The sequence below is a fragment of the Rhizobium sp. LEGMi-198b genome, from assembly GCF_054114205.1.
On record NZ_JBSYVH010000008.1, the window covers coordinates 83641 to 103951 of the forward strand.

Consider the following 20311-nt stretch of genomic DNA (forward strand, 5'->3'; position numbering starts at 1 on the left):
CTCATGGAGCGCGCAGTAACGGCAATGGAGAGGCCGGCGCCGGCTTATCGTTCCCGGAAAATCTGTGAATATGGAGGGACGGGAAAACGAATTGATGCGCAAAGCCGCCCGGATGGCTTGCCTTTTCGAACAACATCCACCCTCGATTCGCTGACGTGAAACATCTGCTCGGCATTCGCTAAACAGTCTTGAGGGCAGCTAGCCTTTGGCCTTGGGCGCGCGGCTTGGCCGGCGGACAGCTCTCACCTTCCCGCTGCCGCCACCGCCGCAGAAGAACTGATCGCCGCCATCGGACTCCAGTCCCGACACGCCCACTCCAGCCGGCATGTCGAGCCTTTCCAGGACCTTTCCCGTTTCGGGATCGATCCGCCTCACATCGCTCTCGTCACCTTCCCAGGTGCCGTGCCAGAGTTCGCCGTCGACCCAGGTGACCCCGGTAACGACGCGGTTGGACTCGATGGTGCGGAGGATTGCCCCCGTTTGCGGATCGATTTGATGGATCTTCCGGCCGCGATGCTGCCCAACCCAGAGCGTCCCCTCGGCCCATGCGAGCCCGGAGTCGCCGCCATTGCCGGGCGCCGGGATCGTGGCGAGCACGCGACCGGTCTTCGGATCGATTTTCTGGATGATATTCTCCGCGATCTGAAACAGATGCTGACCGTCGAAGGCCGTTCCCGCATGAGAGGCGACCTCGATCGAATGCAGCACCTCCTCCCCCTTTGCCGGGTCGAAGGCGTTCAACCTGTCTCCGGAGGCAAACCAGACGTGCTGGCCGTCGAAGGTAACGCCGTTCACGCGGTCGGCACCGGGAAAAGGTCCATATTCACGAAGAATTTCGGCTTGAGATCGTTTCATGCTGTCATCCTATTCGTTCGGCAGAGGACCGGGGAGTAACAAGATTGTCGGGAATCCGAGCACGGGCGGGGTCATCCAGCGGCGTGCCCTCCCAAGACCTAGCGACTGTACCTTACCTGCTTCCGCAAGCTGTTCGAGCGCCCGCTGCACCGTGCGCGGGCTCGCTCCAAGCGCAATCGCCAGCGCGGAGCTCGACCAGGACTCGCCGTCGGCAAGAAAGGCGAGCAGCGCCGCATGCTGCTCTTCGACGGGCGGCGCCAGCACGGCGACTTCGCTTGCGCGGCGCGGCGCCAATGTAAAGCCACGTTTCGTAGCCCGAACATCCGCCAGCGTCCGAAGCTCGGCGCGAAGCCGCCCTATTTCGACACGCAGCCGAGCGCGATGCGATTCATCGGCATGTTTGGCCCGAAAGGCGCGGGTGAGAAGTGTGCTCCTCGGCACATCTGCGGGCCAGGCTTCGCCCAACGCGCGTGCAAGCGCGAACAAGATCGGGCGCGTCGCAAGCGAAACCACCGCCCCTGCATTCCGGACGACGTTACGACATGCGTCCACCACCAGCGTCCCCGACTCCAGAAGCGTTTCCACCTCTTCAAGCAGGAGCGGGCGCTCCTCGCCACGCAGGATCAGGCGCGCCGCAGCCGTGTTCAGCACGAGCGAGGCGCTTTCGACCTCCGCCGTCAGCGCAGGAATATCCGCTGCACTTGCGGCCTGCCCTGCCCGCGTAAGTGCTGCACGCGCTGCCTTCGTCTGCAGGCGGCGAATGGCGATGCCGGCAACGACCAGCTCGTAAGCCGCCCTCGAGGCGGGAGGAAGCGGTGTCGGGTCAAGCTCGGCGAGCACGCGCTCGGCCTCATCGAGATGGCCGATCAATAGCAGGCGCCGGACTTCGAGATTGCGGGCATGGGCGGCATTCACGCAGTCGCCATGTGCCTCAAGGGTCGCCCGCGCCGCGGCAAGCGCCCTGGCGGGCCAGGTAAGGTCGCGCGAGACGAGTGCGATCTCCGCTTCGGCGACGACACACCGGGCGCGGGCCATGCCCTCCTTTGGCCCGAAGGCGCGCGCCGCATTCTTGAGGAGCACCTTTGCGCGGCCGAGATCACCGAGTTGCGCCATTGCGATGCCCCTCAGCGCGAGCGCCGGCGCATCATCGCGCAGGGCAACTCGCTTCAACGCGCCGAGAGGATCGCCCGCCGCAAGCGCATAGGCCGCAGCGGTGATCATCGAGTCCATCGAAATCCCGTCAAACTTGTAACTCCCATCACTTCGATAGCCGGGCGTAGTTTACTCACGACCACCAAACAGCACGTCGCATCTTGAATGATACGGCGGCAGATAGCCAAGGGAGAAAAATGATGACCGCACATATGACAGCGACACGCAAAGAATGGCTGGCTGCAAGGTTGGACCTGCTCGCGGAGGAGAAGGAGCTGACGCGGCGAAGCGACGAATTGGCGGTGCGTCGGCAAGCCCTCCCCTGGGTACGGATCGACAAGGACTATCGTTTCGAGACGGAGAATGGCAGCGCCTCGCTCATTGATCTCTTTAAGGGACGCTCGCAGCTCCTCGTCTACCACTTCATGTTCGGTCCCGACTATACGGCCGGCTGCCCATCCTGCTCTTCGATCGCGGATGGATTCAACGGCTTCGTCGTCCATCTCGAAAACCACGATGTCGCCTTCTCGGCGATATCGCGCGCACCGCTTGCAAAGCTGCAGGCATTCAAGCAGCGAATGGGGTGGACCTTCCCCTGGGCGTCCTCGTTCGGCAGCGATTTCAATGGCGATTTCAGCGTCTGCTTCACCGAGGACCAGCAGCGCGAGGGCGGCATTGAATATAATTTCAGACGCGAGGCGCCTTCACCTCAACCTCGGCAGGAGCGCGGCAGCGAGAAACCGGTCTCGCAAATGGCGGCCATGACCGGAACCGACGCTGCCACATTTACGCGCGAAAGGCCGGGCCTCAGCGCCTTCGCGCTCGATGACGGCGTCGTTTACCACACCTATTCCAGCTACGCGCGCGGGCTGGATGGCCTCTGGGGCATGTACCAGTGGCTCGATCGTGCCCCCAAGGGACGCAACGAGAATGGGATCTGGTGGCGCCATCATGACCAGTACGGTCGGAGCTGACGTGTCGATGTTTAGTGAACCCACCCCTTCGAAAGACGGCTTTCTCGCCGGCGGCGGGTCTGCCGGTGACGCTGTCGCCGTTGGCATCTCTCACTGGCTGTCCCTCGCCGCGGCGCCGACATTCGCGATCATGGCGCTGCTGACCGCCGCTGTCGGCGATCAGGATATGATCTGCTCGGCCATGTCGGGGGCTTTACCACTTGGCGGAATGGTCCCGATGTATTTGCTCATGAGCGTCTTCCATTTGACGCCTTGGCTGAGGCTTCTGTCCCGCCAACAAAACGGTGCACGCCGGCCCTGATCCGGCGTGCACCAGACCAAACACCACGAAACCCGATTATTGACCCGTAAAGATTGGATTCAATCTTTTTTGGTAATTCTCCATTAGCAATTCATGTCGGCGGGTGTCCGACTACATGGATTCTGCCGTCGACTGTTGTTTTGCGTGCGGGTTCATATGCGTCTAGCGGCTGTGTCAGCAATCTTTCTCACCTCCTTGATCTTGTCGGCATGCGCCGCCAGCTCCGGTCCGGAAGACGTCCCGGTCGCGCCACCGTCGCAGGAGACGACCAATTCCATCACCCGCTCGAGCGGACCCGTGCCGACCGCTGAGGTCGGCGGCACCGCTCCGCAAGTGGTCAAACAGCAGCAGCAACAGCAAGCGCTGACATGGACGGAAACGCCTCCGGAGCCGCAGGCGTTCGTGCCAACAGCCAAGACCGACGGCGTGCCCGTTCCCGCGGAAAAACCGGTCGCTCTGCTCATGCCGGTGAACCCAGCGATCAGCGCCGCGCCGCAAACGCGAATGCAAATCTACAGCCGTCGCTTCCGGGACGCCAAGCCCATCAACTTCGGCAGTTCCTCACCCAGAAAACTCGCCGTGCACGGCGTCGACGTTTCACGCTGGCAGGGTGATATCGATTGGGAGAAGTTGCAGGCGCAGGGTGCGAACTTCGTCTATTTGAAGGCGACCGACGGCGGCGATCATCTCGATCCCATGTTCAAGAAGAACTGGCGCAGAGCCAAGGAAGCAGGGCTGAAACGGGGTGCCTATCACTTCTTCTACTGGTGCCGGACTGCCGGCGAGCAAGCCGATTGGTTCATCCGCAACGTACCGAGGGAGGCCGGCGCTCTGCCGCCGGTCATAGACGTCGAGTGGAATGGCGAGTCGAGCTGCAGGAGAAAACCCTCACGCGAGCACGTTCTGGAAAAAATGCAGGTTTTTATGGATAAGCTGGAGCGGTATTACGGCCAACGCCCGATCATCTATACCGCGCCGGATTTCTACCGCGACAACTTGAGGGGCGAATTCACCGACTATCCCTTCTGGCTGCGCTCGGTGGCCGCACATCCCTCCCAGGTCTATCCGGGACGCAAATGGCTCTTCTGGCAATATTCCGGTTCCGGCCTGACGCATGGGGTCGAAGGGCGGATTGACCTCAATGCTTTCCACGGCAGCGAGGAAGAATGGCATAGCTGGTTGGCATCGCGGTCGAATTGAGCCGAGGGCGGATCAGGACTCGACCATAAGCTTTCAGCCTAGTCGCACCCAATCTACGGCCTCGAGCACATAGGAAGCGAACAGGAAATCGCGGATCTCGATGATCCGGTTTTCCGACCAGCCGACCAGGACAAAATGCGCGGGTCTGTCCATCGGGCCAGTGCTGTCAAAGACCAGCATGGCCGGCTGTCCTTCAATGGCGCCGAGGGCGAAGCGCCATCTCGTCTCTTCCGCATAGCGCGTGAAATAGATGCCAATCTTGTCGCGGCCTTCCAGCCGGAGCCGGTTCACCAGATCCAGCTTCACGTCGTCGGCGAGCATGGCGCGGATCGCGTCGAAATCGCCACTGCGAAACAGATCGACGTAAGCGGTGATCTTCCGCCGATCCGGGTCGGATATCAGCGGCAATCGGAGGTCTTCGGGCTCTTGTGCGAGTTGCCGTAACGCCGCTCGCCCGCGTTGGAGCGCCGATTTGGCGGCGGCCGGAGAACACTCGGCAATGCCACCTATCTCCTCGACCGAATGACCGAGGACATCCTTGAGGATCACCGCGCAGCGCTGAAGCTCAGGCAGCCGTAGAAACGTCTGGAAGCTGATCGCTACGATGTCGGCCTCGGGTATGGGCGCCGCTTCCATGTCTTCGGTGAGCGCAACGACCGTCTTGCGGGACCTGTCGCGCAGGAAATCGAGGCTCGCATTGTGGGCGATGCGAAACAGCCAGCCCTCGAGATTATCCACCTCGGCGCCCTGGGCCCGCGCGTGAAGAGCCTTGACGAGGGCATCCTGCAATACATCCTCGCCGTTGACCGCCGACCCTGTCATGCGCGCGCAGTAGCGATGAAGGCGTGGCCGCAGCGCTCTCAAACGATCTTCGAATTCGTCGGTGCTCATGTGTCGAAACCTACGGCGCTTCCGCGCGCAACTCTATCCCACGCCGAACGGTTGTGCCAACCATTGCGGATGAGGACCAAAATTACTTTGGTTGCTGGCATCACTCAGCCTTTTTGCCTGATTTGCGATCTTTGCGACCTGTATAAGCGGCCACCATCGTTTCCCCTCGCCCGCGGGACGAGGGGGATGGGCTCAAACTTCCCGGTTGTCGAAAAGGAACATTTGAACGCCCGAGTCATCAGGCGCAAAAAGCTGGCGGTCCGCCCTGGTCGCCTGTCCCTCCGGGCTGGCAAATGCCCTTTCGATCGCCGCGAGGTCGTCGAAATACAGCGTTCCGATCCGATGAATCGGGGAGCCTCCAACCACCGTTGCGATGGGTCCGTCGCTGACCTCGTATTTCCTGAGACCCGGAATTTTCTTGGCGAGGGGCACGTGGACTTCAAAGTAATGCCGGTCAAATTCCTCGATGTTCTTCGGTGTCGGGTAAATAACGACCATCCGAGCCATTGCAGTTCTCCTTAGTTATTTGTTTGACGCAAATTTACCTGTGCATTCATCCTTATCGGGTTTCGTTCAAAACCGCCGAGCCCACCATCGAGTCCAAGCTCGCCAACTCGGCAATCTTCGGAAAATAGGCTTGCATGCGCGGATCGCCGCGCATCGCCTCAATGGCGGCGGAGGTCTCCCACTCGGAATAGATGACGACACTGGCGCCGTCCTTTGCCGCGATCAGCCGGGTCGTCTTCCAGCCATGGAGCGTGCGGATCACTGTGTCGATGTTCTGCTTCAAGAGCGCGATCAGCGCCTCCTGCTGTCCAGGTTTGACCTTCAGCAGATTGATCAAAGTAACGGACTCGTTGGACATGCCCTGTCTCCTTCTGTTTCGGACACAGCAAAGACGACTCCAGGGACCGAAACGGATCGCCGCGTAAAAGATTTTTTCGGAAAATCGGCGCCACAGACGTGGTTCGACCGACAATCGGATGCTGCCATCCGCAACGAACTTGTCGACCGCGTATTGCCACACCCTCCTGCCGCTACATCTAAAAGGCGAAATAATCAGTCCGCTCATCCTCGAGCGCTCAAGAAATCCCATGAAATTTTAGGAGAAACAGCCATGGTCGACGAAAAACAGCTCGTCTCTAAAATCACTTGGCGTCTGATGCCCTTTTTGGGGCTCCTGTATCTGGTCGCCTATATCGACCGGCAGAATGTCAGTTTCGCCAAGCTGCAGATGGTCGATGCGCTTGGGATGAGCGAGTATGCCTATGGCCTTGGCGCATCTCTGTTTTTCATCGGTTACTTCATCTTCGAAGTGCCGAGCAATCTGATGCTGGAACGATTTGGCGCCAGCAGATGGTTCGCCAGAATTCTGATCTCCTGGGGCATCGTGACGACGCTGCTCGCCTATACGCAGAATGCGACGATGTTCTACATCCTGCGCTTCCTTCTCGGCGCTTGCGAGGCAGGCTTCTTCCCCGGCGTTCTCTATCTTCTCACGCTTTGGTTCCCGTCGGCCTATCGCGGCACGATGGTCGGGCTGTTCATGATCTTCAGCGCATTCGCCAACGCCGTCGGCGCGCCGCTCGGCGGTATGCTGCTCGATCTCGACGGGCTCTACAATATCGCCGGCTGGCAGTGGGTGTTCATCGCGACGGGCATTCCGGCCATCATCTTAGGCGTGGTGACGATATTCTACCTGTCGGACCGGCCGGCGCAGGCGCACTTTCTCACCGACCAGGAGAAGCGCTGGCTGCAGGATAAGCTTACCTCGGAAAATGCCGACATGGACAAGAACGCTGATAACGGCTTCAAAGCCCTCGTCGATCCGCGCGTGCTGCTGATGGCGCTCTGCTATATCGCCTTTCCGCTTGCAGCCTATGGCCTCAGCTACTGGCTGCCGACGATCGTGAAAAGCTTCGGCGTCGGCAACACCGAGAACGGTTTCCTGAACATCATTCCATGGATCCTAGTCGCAATCAGCCTCTATGTCGTTCCCGCCATGGCGGCAAAGGCGAAATCGAAGACGCCCTATATCGTCATCCCGGCCTTCGTCGGAGCGCTGTCGCTCCTGCTTTCCGCACTAATCCCGGACCATACGCTGCAGTTCGCGTTCCTGTGTATCGCTGCTGCCGGTATCTTTTCCGGTCAGCCGGTCTTCTGGAGCCTGCCCTCGCGGTTCCTAAGGGGCGCCGGCGCCGCGGCGGGCCTTGCGGCCATCAACTCCGTTGGCAATCTCGGCGGCTTCATTGCCCAGAACGTCGTGCCATGGATCAAAGACGCAACGGGAAGCACGATTGCCCCGATGTTCTTCCTGGCCGGATGCCTGGCCATCGGCGGCCTGCTCGTCTTCGTCGTGGAACAGCAGATATCGCAAAAAGAGCGGGTCGCCAGAGAAAGAGAGATCGGGGCCGCAACATCCCCGAAGATCTGATCAACCCATCACCTGCGATTTGGCCGCGAGCACGAAATCGTGCTCGACATCCCAGAAAGCTCCTTGGAAGCCGTATTCTTTTGCGCGTGAAGGATCATTTGTCCGCTTGAACCGGGCAAGCAGGCTCTCCTTCACGCCAAAGACAGCATCGGAATTGATGTAAGGATCGTCCGGATCGAAGATGTGGGTTACCAGGGGTTCGAAACCCCTGGCCTTGATGATGTAGTGCAGATGCGCCGGACGGTAGGGATGGCGGCCGAGCTGGCCGAGAAGCTGGCCGACCGGACCGTCGTCGGGGATCGGATAATATTTCGGCTTCACCGCCCGGAACCAGTAACGGCCGTCGGCACCAGTGCGAAAAACGCCGCGCAGATTGAAATCCGGTTGTACGCCCTGCTGCTGGACATCGTAGAAACCTTCATCATTGGCCTGCCAGACATCGATAACGGCGCTTTCGATCGGCCGGCCGTCCGTGTCGAGGATACGGCCGGAAATGAACATGTCCTCGCCCTTCTGATCGAGGCAGATGTTGGCGCCCATCTCCAGCTCTGGCGCGCCATCGACATGGAATGGCCCCAGCACAGTGCTTTCCGAAGCGCCCGATGGCTTGCGATTGTTGATCGCGTCCACCAGCATCGAGACGCCGAGCACGTCGGAGAGCAGGATGAACTCCTGTCGCCACTCATTGCAGATCTGGCCGGTGCGGGTGAGGAACAGAATGGCTTGCAGCCATTCTTCCTGTGTCGGCTCGATCTCCTTCACCGCCTCATGCACTTTGCGGGTGATGACTTCCATCACCTGTTTCAGCCGTTCGTCCTTGGCATTGCGGTTGCGGCCGGTGACGACCTCGATCGAACTCTCCTCGGTGAAGAATCCCTTTTCGTGCGCATCCATGTCCATCATCCCCATTGGTCCAAAATCGATGCGAAGACGCGGCGCAGCTCGGCGACCGGATCGTCAGCATGATGTTACTGCGGTCGCCTGCCCTCCCAGGCATCCTGCAACAGGCAGCGAATGGATTGCCGGTCGATCGGCCGCGGGTTCCAATAGGGGTTCTCGGTCGCGATCTCAGCGGCGCGATCGAGATCCGGTTCGCTGAGCCCCAGATCCCTCAGCGCCATGGGCGCGCCGATGGCCCCGGCGAAATCCCAAAGCCCGCCGCCGACCGAGCCGCCGAAAATCGCCGCGGCCGAGGCCAGCAGCTCTGGCACCGCGACTGCGTTGTACGCCGCAGTATGCGGCAGCATGATCGCATGGGTTTCCGCATGCGGCATGTCGAACGTGCCGCCGAGCGTGTGGCAGATCTTGTGATGCAGCGCCATTCCGACCGTGCCGAGCACAGCGCCGCAGAGCCAGGCACCGTAGAGCGCATCCGCCCGTCTATCGATATCCCCAGGCGATGCGATGATCGCCGGCAGGCTGGTCTTGAAGGCCCGGAGGCCCTCGACGGCCATCAGCGTCGAAATCGGGTTTCGGTCCTGCGCATACAGGGCCTCGATGGCGTGCGCCATGGCATTCAGCCCGCTGTTAACGCTCATGCCGACGGGCAGACCGAGCGTCAACGCCGGATCATAGATCACGACTTCCGGCAGGATGCTGGCATGGCGCACCGTCGTCTTCCGTCCGCCTTCGGTCTGACCGAGGATCGGGGTTACTTCAGAGCCGGCATAGGTGGTCGGAATGACGATCTGTGGCAGATCGGTGCGAAAGGCGATCGCCTTGCCGAGGCCAGTCGTGGAGCCGCCGCCAAGTGAAACGACGCAATCGCAACCGGTCTGCCGGACGACCTCCATCGCCTTTTCGGTGACATCGACAGGCGTATGCATGACAGCGCCGGCAAAAACGCCCGCCGCAAGTGGCCCGAGACGCGCCGCCAAAGCCTCGGCATCCGGCTTCCGCGGGGGCGTGGAGAGGACGAGCGCGCGCCTGCATCCGAGCTTCCCCACCCATTCTCCGGCAAGCGCGCTTTTGCCTTCGCCGAAGACGATATGGGCGGGGCTGCCGCTATAGACGAAATTGCCGCTCATGCTTCGGCTCCCTGTTTTGCGCGCGCCATGACAAAGGTGAATTCGAGCCGCCAGGACGGCGCGCCACCGGTGCCCACACGCTCGAACTCACGGATCAAATCCGGCTTCACGCCAAAATGGCGTCCTCGCCGAGATGTTGGTCGCTGCCGTCAACGTTCGCAACAGCTATCTAGGTATTAGGCGCATGACTCGGACATGGAGTGTCTAAACGTTCTGGAGCTCCGATCGTCAATTGGCCAATAGGCCTTACCGCCTCCAGCCCGCCCGAAACGGGTTTCATAAGATACATGTGCTGCAACTGGGCGAGGAAAGTGAAATGCTCGAGGGCCTTCACTCTCTTAATGTGCTCCACGCACTGCGCCGGGCCCGAAGCTCCAGCAATCCCAAAGCTGGGAAGAAACCACAGCATTCGCTTGCCTCATTTGCACCGTAGGGACGTTGGCATGCGGCAAACATCGGAGCGCCGCCTATGGAAGTCGCTCGTTCCGCCTCAGGATTCGGGCTTCGTGGCCTGAGACATCTGGATCTGTTGAGCTCCTTAGCTCCTTTAAAAATAATGGAAATCGACAGGGACGGTTTCCACTTACCGTTTGACGACGCTGCCATATATTCATGAAAATGAATGCTCGGCGAACGATAGCGCAGTGTTTGAAGCTTTGGCGACGAATGCCGCCAATCCTCGCCTTGATGCTGGCTCTGGCATCAGCGTTCGGCCTAACCGCCTCGCCGACATTCGGAGCAGAGCGCATTGCTATTGTCCTGAAGGTGAACGGCGCCATCGGCCCGGCGACATCAGATTACATACGGCGCGGCCTTCAACGTGCCAGCGCAGATGGCGCGAACCTGGTCGTCCTGCAGATCGATACGCCCGGCGGTCTCGATACATCGATGCGAGACATTATCAGGGCGATCCTTGCCTCGCCTGTGCCTGTGGCGGGATTCGTGGCGCCAAGTGGCGCCCGGGCCGCCAGCGCCGGTACCTATATTCTCTATGCAAGCCATATCGCGGCGATGGCGCCGGGCACCAATATCGGCGCGGCCACTCCGATCGCCATCGGCGGCAGCCCTTTTGGCGGTACGGAGCCCGATAAGGACACTCCGAAAAAGCCGGATAGCACACAGGGACAAGTCCCCCGCAGCGCCAGCGAAGCGAAAGCGATCAACGATGCCGTCGCCTATATTCGCGGGCTGGCTGAACTGCGCAATCGCAACGCCGATTGGGCGGAACGGGCCGTGCGAGAGGCCGCGAGCCTTTCTTCAACCGCCGCCGTTCACGAGCACGTCGTCGATTTCACGGCGAACACCGTAGAAGACCTTCTGACCCAGTCGCAGGGACGCACGGTTCGGGTGGGCCAGACGGATGTCCGTCTCGATACCGCCGGCCTTGCCCTTCGGGAATTCGAGCCGGACTGGCGTACGCGTCTCCTATCCGTGATTACCGATCCGAACATCGCGCTCATCCTGATGATGGTCGGCATCTACGGCATCATCTTCGAATTTCTCACCCCGGGAACATTTGTCCCCGGCACGATCGGCGGCATATGCCTGCTGCTCGGTCTCTACGCCCTGGCATTGCTGCCGGTGAGCTATGCCGGCGTCGGATTGATCATCATGGGCGTGGGCCTCACCGTGGCCGAAGCGCATTCGCCCTCCTTTGGCGCCCTCGGCATGGGCGGTGGGATTGCACTTGTGCTCGGGGCAGCCATTCTGTTCGATACGGATATTCCAGGCTTTGAAGTGTCCTGGGGCGTACTAGGCGGTATCGCTGTCGCAGCCTTTGCATTCAGCCTCGTCGTCGCCCGCCTCGCGATCCTTTCCCGCTGGCGCAAAGTCGGCACCGGCACGGAACAGATGATCGGCATCCCGGGCAAAGTCGACAGTTGGACGGGCACCGCAGGCTACGTCATCGCCCATGGCGAGCGCTGGAAGGCAGTGTCCTCGGAGCCGCTTGCCACCGGTGACGCCGTTACAGTGACCGGCCGCGACGGCCTGACGCTCGAGGTGATCCGCAGCACTTAGAAAAGCGGCAGCTCCGGAAAGCAGGAGGAATAATCATGGGCATGTTTGCAGATCTCGCCTTCTATCTTGTGGTCATCCTGATCTTGCTGCTCGTCCTTGCGTCCGCGATCAAAATATTGCGGGAATACGAGCGCGGGGTGGTTTTCACGCTTGGCCGCTTCACCGGCGTCAAGGGACCCGGCCTGTTCCTGCTCGTCCCCTATGTCCAGCAGATGATGCGGGTCGACCTGCGCACAAGGGTGCTCGACGTGCCCGGCCAGGATGTCATTTCGCATGACAACGTCTCGGTCCGCGTCAGCGCCGTGATCTATTTCCGCGTCATCGATCCCGAGAGATCGACGATCCAGGTCGAGGACTTCATGATGGCGACAAGCCAGCTCGCCCAGACGACGCTACGCTCGGTGCTCGGCAAGCACGACCTCGATGAGATGCTAGCGGAGCGCGACAAGCTCAACAGCGACATTCAGGAGATCCTCGATGCCCAGACGGATGCCTGGGGCATCAAGGTCGCCAATGTCGAGATCAAACATGTCGATATCAACGAAACCATGATCCGCGCAATCGCCCGCCAGGCGGAGGCGGAACGCGAGCGGCGTGCCAAGATCATCAATGCCGAAGGCGAGCAGCAGGCGGCGGCGAAGCTGCTCGAAGCAGCCGAGGTTTTGGCCAAGCAACCGGAAGCCATGCAGCTTCGCTACTTGAGCACGCTGAATGTCATCGCCGGTGAAAAGACGTCGACGATCCTGTTTCCCTTTCCGATGGAATTAGCCAATCTGCTGCCGCCCAAGACGAACAAGCCACAGCAATAACACGCCGCGATCCGGCGCCCGCTATCGCTAGCTGCGGGCCAGCATCTTCCGCGGCGCAAGGAAGTTCTCCATCGCCTCGAAGGAGAAGGCCGAGATCGGCAGCTTCGTCCCGCCTTCCATCGCAAGATCGGCAAGAATTTCTCCGACGACGCTGGTGAATTTGAAGCCATGGCCGGAACAGGGTGAGGCGACGACGATATTCGGCTCGCCGGGCATGAGATCGATCAGGAAATCCTCGCTCGGCAGCATCGTGTAGCGGCAGGTGATGGCATTGACGCGAATGCCCGCGGCGGCTGGCAGGCGCTTTGCGATGAAGTTATCCAGGAGCGCCTTGTCCCTGTCATTGACGGGCGGGTTCGGCTGGTTCGGATCGATCGGCTCCATGAAATGCGCATGGCGGCCAATCTTGACGCCGTCGACGCCGATGGCCGGGAAGCCGAAATAGGAACCGTCCTCCCCCTCGTCGCGGAGGAAGGCGGGCATGCGATGCGGCTGTGTCACGAAGCCGTCGCGCGGTTGATACCAGGCAACGACCTGGCGGATCGGATTGGCATGCTCCCTCAACTGCGGCACCAGTTCGGCGATCCATGAACCGGTCGAGACGATCACCCGTCTGGCGCGATAGCGGCCTACATCAGATGAAATCGTCACGCCGGCATCATCGGGCTCGATTGCCGTCACCTTCTCGCCGAAATGCAGGACCGCGCCATCCTCGGCCGCGAGCTTCAGATAGCCCATGACAGCCGCTTCCGGACGGAGATAGCCACCTTGCGGATCGAGCACCGCAACTTCGTCTTCGTCCAACGCAAAGGCCGGAAAACGCGTCGCCATCGCCTTCCGATCCAGTTCCTCGTGGGGTAGCTGATGCAGCTCGCAGGAAGCCAGGGTGCCGCTGACGATCTTGCTATCCGGCTTGCCGATCTGCAGGACACCGGTGATCGTCAGGATGTCGGTGCGCAGCCGCGCTTCCAGCGCCCGCCAGTTCTCATAGGCGCGCCGCAGCAACGGCACATAGGACGGGTCCTCGAAATAGCCGAGGCGGATCAGCCGGCTGTCGCCATGCGACGAACCCAAGGCATGGGCGGGAAAGTGAGCGTCGATGCCGATCGCCTTGACGCCACGCGCCGAGAGAAAGGAAATTGCCGCGCTTCCCATGGCGCCGAGGCCGATGACGGCGACGTCGAACTGAGCGGTCATAAAGCCATCCTATTTGGCAAAATCGGGCGGCAGCGTCTCACGAACGAGGTTTCGCAAGGCTTCCATATCGCCGCTCAAAGGCCGGTCGTCGCCATAATGCGGAATACGGTCGCGCACCATCTTGTAGATCACGTCAGTGCCAGCGGCACGGCCTCCCGCGGCACTGAGGAAGTCATGCGCCTGCGCCGCCGCCATCAATTCTATCGCCAGGATATATTCGGCATTGTCGATCACCGCGAGCAGCTTGTTTGCCGCCGCTGTCGGATGCGCCAGGAAATCTTCCTGAAGGCCGGAGGTCAGGCCGCCGTCGGTGCTGGCGGGTGCCGCCAGCCGACGGTTCTCGTTGGCTAGCGCTGCAGCCGTATATTGCGCGATCATGAAACCGGAATTACTGCCGGCGTCGCTGGCGAGGAAGGGCGGCAGACCGCTGACGAGCGGATTGACCAGCCGATCCGTGCGCCGCTCGCTCATTGCCGCAAGCTGGGCAAGCGCGATCGCGAGGCTGTCGGAGGCCTGTCCGAGCGCCGGAGCAACCGCATGCGCCTCCGACGAGACTATCGGATTCTCCGGCGTGCCGGAAACCGCCGGATTATCGGTGACGGAAGCAAGCTCTTGGTCGACAACATCTGCGGAATTGTCGAAGACGTCGCGCGCCGCGCCATGGGCATGCGGGATGGCGCGCAGGCTGAGAGCATCCTGCGTACGCCGTCCCAAAGCCGCGGCAATCAGGCCGCTGCCCTGCAGCCGGGCGCGCAGCGATGCGCCGACCGTGGCAATGCCCTTGGAGGGGCGCAGCGCCAATACGGCTTCGTCGAATGCCGCCACCTGACACCCTGCGGCCTCCAGCGTCAGCGCCGCGACGGCATCGGCCCAGGCGAGCAGGCGCTCGGCGCGCGCCAATGCCACGCTGGAAAGACCAGTGGCGCAGGCCGTGCCGTTGACGAGGCTCAGTCCTTCCTTGGCGCCGAGCACGAGCGGTTCAAGACCGATCACCGCCAATGCCTCACGACCGGACATGGCTTTACCGGCGACCTTGGCACTGCCCTCCCCGATCAGCACCAGCGCTGTATGGGCATTGTGCGTCAGATACCCGGCCGAACCTTTCGAGGGCACGTCGGGAATGCAATCCTTTTCGAGAAAGGCCGCGAGATGACTGACGATCTCCAGCCGCACGCCGGAATGGCCATGGGAAAAATTGGCGATCTGAGCGGCGATAATGGCGCGCACTTCACGCGGCGCCAGCAGCTCTCCGACGCCGCAGGCGTGGCTGAGGATGATATTACGCGACAGGCGGCTTTGCGATTCACGGTCGACCACCGTATCCGACAGCGCGCCGACGCCGGTATTGACGCCATAGGCGCGCACGCCGGTCTCGACGATGCGTTCGACAATCCGGCTCGCATAGGTGATGCGCTCCCGGACGGCGGGCGCAAGCGACAGAGGCGCGCCCTCCGCCACGCTGGCAATATCCCGCCAACCGAGCACCGTGCGAAGCGTGATCGTCATGTCGGGGTTCCGAAATGACCGATGAACTGGCGGAAGGCCGGCGAGGCGCCGCTGCCGAACATTTCCTGCGGCGGGCCGCTGCTTTCGATCAGGCCCTCGCGCATGAAGACGACGCGGTTGGAGACATTGCGGGCAAAGCTCATCTCGTGCGTGACGACGAGCATGGTCATGCCCTCTTCCGCCAGGGAACGCATGACGCGCAGCACTTCGCCAACCAGCTCGGGATCGAGCGCCGAGGTCGGCTCGTCGAAGAGCATGACCTTCGGCTTCATGGCGAGCGAGCGGGCGATCGCCGCGCGCTGCTGCTGGCCGCCGGAGAGGAGCGCCGGATAGGCATGACGCTTGTCGGCGATGCCGACCTTTTCCAACAACGCTTCAGCTTCGGCGATGCACTCGGCCCGCGGCCGCTTCAGCACATGCACCGGCCCCTCAATGACGTTCTGCAGGATCGTCATGTGGGACCAGAGATTGAAGGACTGGAACACCATGCCTAGCTCGGAGCGGATATGATCCACTTGTTTCTGGCTCGCCGGCTTGGTTTTGCCGCCCTTGTGCACCATGCGGATCTGCTCACCATCGACCCAGATTTCGCCGTCGGTGGCGGTCTCCAAAAGATTGATGCAGCGCAGGAAGGTGGATTTGCCCGAGCCGGAGGCGCCTAGCAGCGAGATGACGTCGCCGTCCTGCGCATCGAGGGAAATGCCGCGCAAAACCTCGTGCGTGCCGAAGCTCTTGCGGATATTACGGACCGAAAGTCGGGTGACGCCGGGCATGATCTCTCCAATCCAGATCTAGGCCAGTTGCCTCACGCCTTCAGCGCCGCCGGAACGGCGCGACGATGGCGGGACAGACGATATTCCAGCAGGCCGAGCGCCTGCAGAATGATGAAATTCAAGATGAGATAGATGGCCGCCGCGCAGAGGAAGACCTCCATCGTGCGGTAGGTATGCGAGATCAGTCGCTGGGCAACGCCGGTCACTTCCCAGACTGTGACGAGACTTGCGAGCGCCGTCGACTTCATCATCAGTACGATTTCGGTCGAATAGGCAGGCAACGCGTGGCGGAAGGCGATCGGCGCCAGGACACGCCGCACCAGCAGGAAGCCGGACATGCCGATCGAACGCGCCGCCTCGATTTCACGCGGCGAGACGGCGCGAATGCCGCCCCGGAAGATCTCCGCCGTGTAACCGGCGGTGCAGAGCGCCAGCGACAGCACGGCACAGACGAAAGGCTCGCGCAGCAGCGGCCAGAGGGGCCCGTAACGGATGAAGCCGAACTGGGCGAGCCCGTAAAAGATGAGGAACATCTGGATGAGCAGCGGCGAGCCGCGGAAGATGAAGATGTAGCCCTTAGCGATCGCGGTGAAGATCGGATTGCCGCCGACCCGCATCCAGACGATCAGGATTGCGAGGACGCCGCCGATGGCGATCGACAGGAAAAACAACGCCAGCGTCGTCGGCAGAGCTTCGAGCAGCGTGAGCATGGTCTGTCCGAGAAAAGCGAAATCCATGATCGATCCTCAGGCCTGGCCCATTGCGGAGGGCATGCTGCGATTGGCGCGCCGTTCGGCGCCGTTGAAGATGCGATCCGACAGGCTCGTCAAAATGAGATAGAGCGCGCCGCCCACGATGAAGAACAGGAAATATTGCCGCGTCGAACCGGCGGCGACCTGGCTGGTGCGCATCAGCTCGGCAAGGCCTGTGACGGAAATCAGCGCCGAATCCTTGAGGCTCAACTGCCAGACATTGCCCATGCCGGGAATAGCGTAGCGCAGCACTTGCGGCATGATGATGCGCCGAAATCTCAAGCCTTTATGCATCCCGATCGCCGAGGCGGCTTCAAGCTCGCCCTTGGAAATAGCGAGATAGGCGCCGCGGAACACTTCCGCCTGATAGGCGCCGGAGATGATGCCGACGGCGAGCGCACCGGCAGCAAAGGACGGCATCCCCAGAAACCCTTCATAGCCGAGGGATTTGCCGATGCTGGTTATGGCGCTCGAGCCGCCGAAATAGATAAGATAGATGATGAGCAGTTCCGGCACGCCGCGGAAAACGGTTGTATAGACGTTTCCAAGCGTCTTCAGGATGAGATTGCCGGAAAGCTTCGCCGCCGCGATGATGGCGCCGAAGACAGCGCCGATCGCCAATGCGACCGCGGTAACGCATAGCGTCATCAGCGCCCCGAGCAGAAGCAGAGCGCCCCATCCGGTCGAGCCGAAACCGATCAATTGCAATATCGCCATCTCGTTCGTTCCCCGTACCGAGCGGTCTGTTTTCTTGATTAGCCAAACATAACATGCGGGAAGCGGCATTGAAGCCGAGAGCCGGCGCCTCCGTCATCCGGAAGCGCCGGCGAACGATCATTCCTGCGGAGAGACGTCCGTCTTGAACCACTTCATGGAGAGGTTCTTCACAGTGCCGTCGGCAAGTGCCGACTTGATTGCCGCGCTGAACATGTCGCGCAGGTCCGTGTCGGACTTGCGGACGCCGAGGCCTTCGCCGACGCCCCAGATCGGGCCGGCGACTTGCGGGCCGGTGAAGGCGAGTGCGCCGTTGGCGGCATCGAAAGCGGTCTGGAAATAGACGGCATCGTCGAAGCCGAGATCGATTCGGCCGTTCTGCAGATCGAGGTCACGGTCGGCGCCGGTCTTGTATTCGCGGATCGTCGCGACGTCGCCGAAATTGTCGTAGATGAACTTGGCGTAAACGGTAGCGGCTTGAATGCCGATGGTCTTGCCCTTAAAGGCCGCCTTCAGCGCGTCGATCTCCTTAACGCCGGTCTGGCCGGGCGTCATCTTGACGGTTGCGCCGGTGCCGGCAGCATTGGCCAGCGGGCTGTCCTTTGCGGTCGCGAAAGCGGCCGGTGTCGCGGCATAGGGAACGGTGAAGTCGATGACCTGCTTGCGCTCGTCGGTGATCGATAGCGCATCCATGATCACATCGAACTTGCCGGCGTTCAAAGCCGGTATCATGCCGTCCCAATCGGAGGCCACGAGCTTGCATTCAACCTTCGCCCGCTCGCACAGCACCTTGGCCAGCTCCGGTTCGAAGCCGCCGAGCGTGCCGTCGGAGTTGGTCAGGTTCCACGGCGCATAAGCGCCTTCGAGCGTGATGGTAACGGTCTTCCAGTCCTTTGCCTGGGCCGCAGGGCCGGAGAGAACGGTGAGCGCCAGAGCGCTGGAAAGAAGGGCATGTCTAATCTTCATCGATGTTCTCCTCTTGAGATCGAAATAGCCAATTTCTTTTTACGCCAGTCTTCGCCGGCTTGCCGGTCGCGGACCTCATTTGCTGGTCACATCGATCGGATGGTTGTATAGGGTACCATATGTGATATTTTGTGTTATGCAAGTGCCAAGTCGATTTACAATGCGAATTTCGCGACTGCACAAGGATTAGGCAATGAAACGCGCTACCGATCGGAAACGTGAGCTGGCCGAAAACGACTCCGGTCCGCTTTACGCCGGCGTCAAGCAGATGATCCTGGATCGAATCCACAGCGGCGAATGGCCGCCGAAGCATCGCGTACCCTCTGAAAACGAGCTGGTCGTCGAACTAGGCGTCAGCAAGATGACTGCCAACCGGGCGCTGCGGGAGCTTGCCAATGAAGGCGAACTCGTTCGCATCCAGGGCGTGGGCTCCTTCGTCGCCGAGCGCAAAGGGTATTCGGCATTATTCGAGGTGCGCAACATAGCCGATGAGATCGCCGAGCGCGGCCATGTCCACGAGGCCTCCGTCGTCGTTTTGGCCCGGGAAACCGCCTCTCCCGAGGTTGCGGACGCGCTGGAGCTGGAGATCGGGGCGGCGGTTTTTCACTCGCTGATCGTCCACAGCGAAAATGGCGTTCCGGTGCAGATTGAGGACCGTTTCGTCCACCCGGAAGCAGCGCCCGAATATCTCGATCAGGATTTCACGACGCTGACGCCGAATGCCTATCTGACGGCTGCCGCCCCGCTCAGCGGTTCAGAACACATCGTCGAGGCCGCGATGCCGCAACCCTGGGAATGCAAGCTCCTGACCGTCCTGAAAACCGAGCCGTGCCTGGCGATCCGCCGGCGCACTTGGTCAGCGCGACAAGTGGTCTCCATCGCCCGCCTCGTCTATCCCGGACACCGGTACCGGCTCGAAGCACGCAGCGGCAAGATGTTCGAGGAATAAAAATGCCGATCAACTTGTATATGGAAGATCATGCGCTTATGCGATGAGTGGGTTCGAGAACGCACTCAGCCACCGCCCCGCCTCTCCCTGCTCTTCACGGCCGGATCCGGCAGCACCGTGCCGAACACGTGATCCCAGAAAAGCGACGAGACACCATAATTCCCCTCGTCGGTAGAGGCATGATGCTGCGCGTGCCAGCGCTTGGCGCGGTAGAGATAGGTGCCGTGCGGAATCCGCCAGTGATGCATGGCGTGATGCATCGTGCCATACGTGAGATAGCCAAGCGTCATGCCGACGGTGAAGCCTGACGCCACGCCGAAGCCGAAAGCCCACCACGATGGCAACAACACGCCCGCGGCCATGAAAGACAGGCTTAGCCAGATCGGCGTGTCGATCAGCTCGGTCGGCGCGTGGTGATGTTGGATGTGCATATCGCGCACATAAACGACGTGATGCAGCACGAAGCGGTGGATAAGATACTCGACCAGCGTCCATGCGGCTGAGCCGATCACGATCGCGGCGAGCCAGATCAAAGGCCGGCCATCATAGCCCCAAGCAAAATAGGCAGCGATCAGTCCGGCAGTGATGATCGGGTAGACGACAAAATCCGTATAATAAGCGATCGCATTTGGTTTTCGCGAGAGAGAGCGCCTCATGTGGCTTGCTCGCTGCATTGACTGCGAAGATTCGTCATAAGATTCTTCTTCATTCTCTACAGGCAGAAACGATTCACGTGCCTCTGTCGCCGTTTGATTGAGAACGCGCAAAGAAGCGAAAGCACTTTAATATCTG

At 61.0% G+C, this 20311-nt stretch carries 21 protein-coding genes; 7 read left to right on the forward strand and 14 right to left on the reverse strand.

Annotated features, from left to right (window positions below; genetic code table 11):
- Nucleotides 1-198 precede the first annotated feature (198 nt).
- Together ACXHXG_RS26030 and ACXHXG_RS26035 are read right to left on the reverse strand one after the other, a co-directional pair.
- Nucleotides 199-855, reverse strand: coding sequence for a Vgb family protein (locus ACXHXG_RS26030; protein ID WP_457901220.1), 657 nt, complete (start codon nt 853-855; stop codon nt 199-201).
- Between the two features lie 9 nt (nt 856-864).
- Nucleotides 865-2085, reverse strand: a complete 1221-nt coding sequence (locus ACXHXG_RS26035) for a helix-turn-helix domain-containing protein (RefSeq protein ID WP_457901221.1) — start codon at nt 2083-2085, stop codon at nt 865-867.
- A gap of 122 nt (nt 2086-2207) precedes the next feature.
- Here ACXHXG_RS26035 and ACXHXG_RS26040 point away from each other — a divergent pair, with 122 nt between their 5' ends.
- From ACXHXG_RS26040 to ACXHXG_RS26050, 3 genes are all read left to right on the forward strand, one after another.
- On the forward strand, nt 2208-2981 hold the full coding sequence (locus ACXHXG_RS26040) for a DUF899 domain-containing protein (protein ID WP_457901222.1): 774 nt from the start codon (nt 2208-2210) through the stop codon (nt 2979-2981).
- 7 nt (nt 2982-2988) lie between these two features.
- Entirely contained in the window at nt 2989-3282 is a 294-nt protein-coding gene (locus ACXHXG_RS26045) for a hypothetical protein (protein ID WP_104827855.1), read from the forward strand.
- Nucleotides 3283-3438: 156 nt separating this feature from the next.
- Complete coding sequence (locus ACXHXG_RS26050) at nt 3439-4482, forward strand: glycoside hydrolase family 25 protein (RefSeq protein ID WP_457901223.1); 1044 nt, start codon at nt 3439-3441, stop codon at nt 4480-4482.
- Between the two features lie 33 nt (nt 4483-4515).
- Here the strand turns inward: ACXHXG_RS26050 and ACXHXG_RS26055 are convergent, their stop codons facing one another.
- The 3 genes from ACXHXG_RS26055 to ACXHXG_RS26065 form a co-directional block, all read right to left on the reverse strand.
- Nucleotides 4516-5373 carry a sigma-70 family RNA polymerase sigma factor gene (locus ACXHXG_RS26055; RefSeq protein ID WP_457901224.1) on the reverse strand — a complete coding sequence of 286 codons (858 nt, stop codon included), beginning with the start codon at nt 5371-5373 and terminating at the stop codon, nt 4516-4518.
- A 192-nt stretch (nt 5374-5565) separates the two neighbouring features.
- A complete protein-coding gene (locus tag ACXHXG_RS26060; RefSeq protein WP_457901225.1) occupies nt 5566-5880 on the reverse strand; it encodes an EthD family reductase in 315 nt (104 codons plus the stop codon).
- Between the two features lie 52 nt (nt 5881-5932).
- Nucleotides 5933-6238, reverse strand: coding sequence for a putative quinol monooxygenase (locus tag ACXHXG_RS26065; RefSeq protein WP_457901226.1), 306 nt, complete (start codon nt 6236-6238; stop codon nt 5933-5935).
- Between the two features lie 252 nt (nt 6239-6490).
- Here ACXHXG_RS26065 and ACXHXG_RS26070 point away from each other — a divergent pair, with 252 nt between their 5' ends.
- Nucleotides 6491-7807: an MFS transporter gene (locus ACXHXG_RS26070; RefSeq protein WP_457901227.1), complete on the forward strand. Its 1317-nt coding sequence runs from the start codon at nt 6491-6493 to the stop codon at nt 7805-7807.
- Here ACXHXG_RS26070 and ACXHXG_RS26075 read toward each other — a convergent pair whose 3' ends face one another.
- Together ACXHXG_RS26075 and ACXHXG_RS26080 are read right to left on the reverse strand one after the other, a co-directional pair.
- Nucleotides 7808-8701 (reverse strand): intradiol ring-cleavage dioxygenase, encoded by an 894-nt coding sequence (locus ACXHXG_RS26075; protein WP_457901228.1) that lies wholly within the window; start codon nt 8699-8701, stop codon nt 7808-7810. It lies immediately after the preceding gene.
- A 74-nt stretch (nt 8702-8775) separates the two neighbouring features.
- On the reverse strand, nt 8776-9834 hold the full coding sequence (locus ACXHXG_RS26080; protein ID WP_457901229.1) for a maleylacetate reductase: 1059 nt from the start codon (nt 9832-9834) through the stop codon (nt 8776-8778).
- A gap of 666 nt (nt 9835-10500) precedes the next feature.
- Between ACXHXG_RS26080 and ACXHXG_RS26085 the strand changes: the two genes are divergently transcribed.
- Nucleotides 10501-11853, forward strand: coding sequence for an NfeD family protein (locus tag ACXHXG_RS26085; RefSeq protein WP_457901230.1), 1353 nt, complete (start codon nt 10501-10503; stop codon nt 11851-11853).
- A gap of 35 nt (nt 11854-11888) precedes the next feature.
- Nucleotides 11889-12662: a slipin family protein gene (locus tag ACXHXG_RS26090; protein ID WP_104826457.1), complete on the forward strand. Its 774-nt coding sequence runs from the start codon at nt 11889-11891 to the stop codon at nt 12660-12662.
- Between the two features lie 27 nt (nt 12663-12689).
- Here the strand turns inward: ACXHXG_RS26090 and solA are convergent, their stop codons facing one another.
- The 6 genes from solA to ACXHXG_RS26120 form a co-directional block, all read right to left on the reverse strand.
- Nucleotides 12690-13859, reverse strand: a complete 1170-nt coding sequence (gene solA, locus ACXHXG_RS26095) for an N-methyl-L-tryptophan oxidase (protein ID WP_457901231.1) — start codon at nt 13857-13859, stop codon at nt 12690-12692.
- Nucleotides 13860-13868: 9 nt separating this feature from the next.
- On the reverse strand, nt 13869-15365 hold the full coding sequence (locus ACXHXG_RS26100; RefSeq protein WP_457901232.1) for an HAL/PAL/TAL family ammonia-lyase: 1497 nt from the start codon (nt 15363-15365) through the stop codon (nt 13869-13871).
- Nucleotides 15362-16138 carry an ABC transporter ATP-binding protein gene (locus ACXHXG_RS26105; RefSeq protein WP_120707645.1) on the reverse strand — a complete coding sequence of 259 codons (777 nt, stop codon included), beginning with the start codon at nt 16136-16138 and terminating at the stop codon, nt 15362-15364. Before ACXHXG_RS26105 ends, ACXHXG_RS26100 begins: the two co-directional genes overlap by 4 nt.
- Nucleotides 16139-16170: 32 nt before the next feature.
- The gene (locus tag ACXHXG_RS26110; protein WP_104826453.1) at nt 16171-16875 is read right to left on the reverse strand and encodes an ABC transporter permease; all 705 of its coding nucleotides are present in this window, start codon (nt 16873-16875) and stop codon (nt 16171-16173) included.
- 9 nt (nt 16876-16884) lie between these two features.
- On the reverse strand, nt 16885-17607 hold the full coding sequence (locus ACXHXG_RS26115; RefSeq protein ID WP_260304892.1) for an ABC transporter permease: 723 nt from the start codon (nt 17605-17607) through the stop codon (nt 16885-16887).
- A gap of 117 nt (nt 17608-17724) precedes the next feature.
- Nucleotides 17725-18570: a transporter substrate-binding domain-containing protein gene (locus ACXHXG_RS26120; RefSeq protein ID WP_283051581.1), complete on the reverse strand. Its 846-nt coding sequence runs from the start codon at nt 18568-18570 to the stop codon at nt 17725-17727.
- Nucleotides 18571-18763: 193 nt separating this feature from the next.
- Here ACXHXG_RS26120 and hutC point away from each other — a divergent pair, with 193 nt between their 5' ends.
- A complete protein-coding gene (gene hutC, locus ACXHXG_RS26125) occupies nt 18764-19519 on the forward strand; it encodes a histidine utilization transcriptional repressor HutC (protein WP_283051583.1) in 756 nt (251 codons plus the stop codon).
- A 65-nt stretch (nt 19520-19584) separates the two neighbouring features.
- On the opposite strand, the gene ACXHXG_RS26130 is transcribed toward hutC, so the two are convergent.
- Complete coding sequence (locus ACXHXG_RS26130) at nt 19585-20175, reverse strand: sterol desaturase family protein (RefSeq protein WP_283051585.1); 591 nt, start codon at nt 20173-20175, stop codon at nt 19585-19587.
- Between the last annotated feature and the right edge of the window lie 136 nt (nt 20176-20311).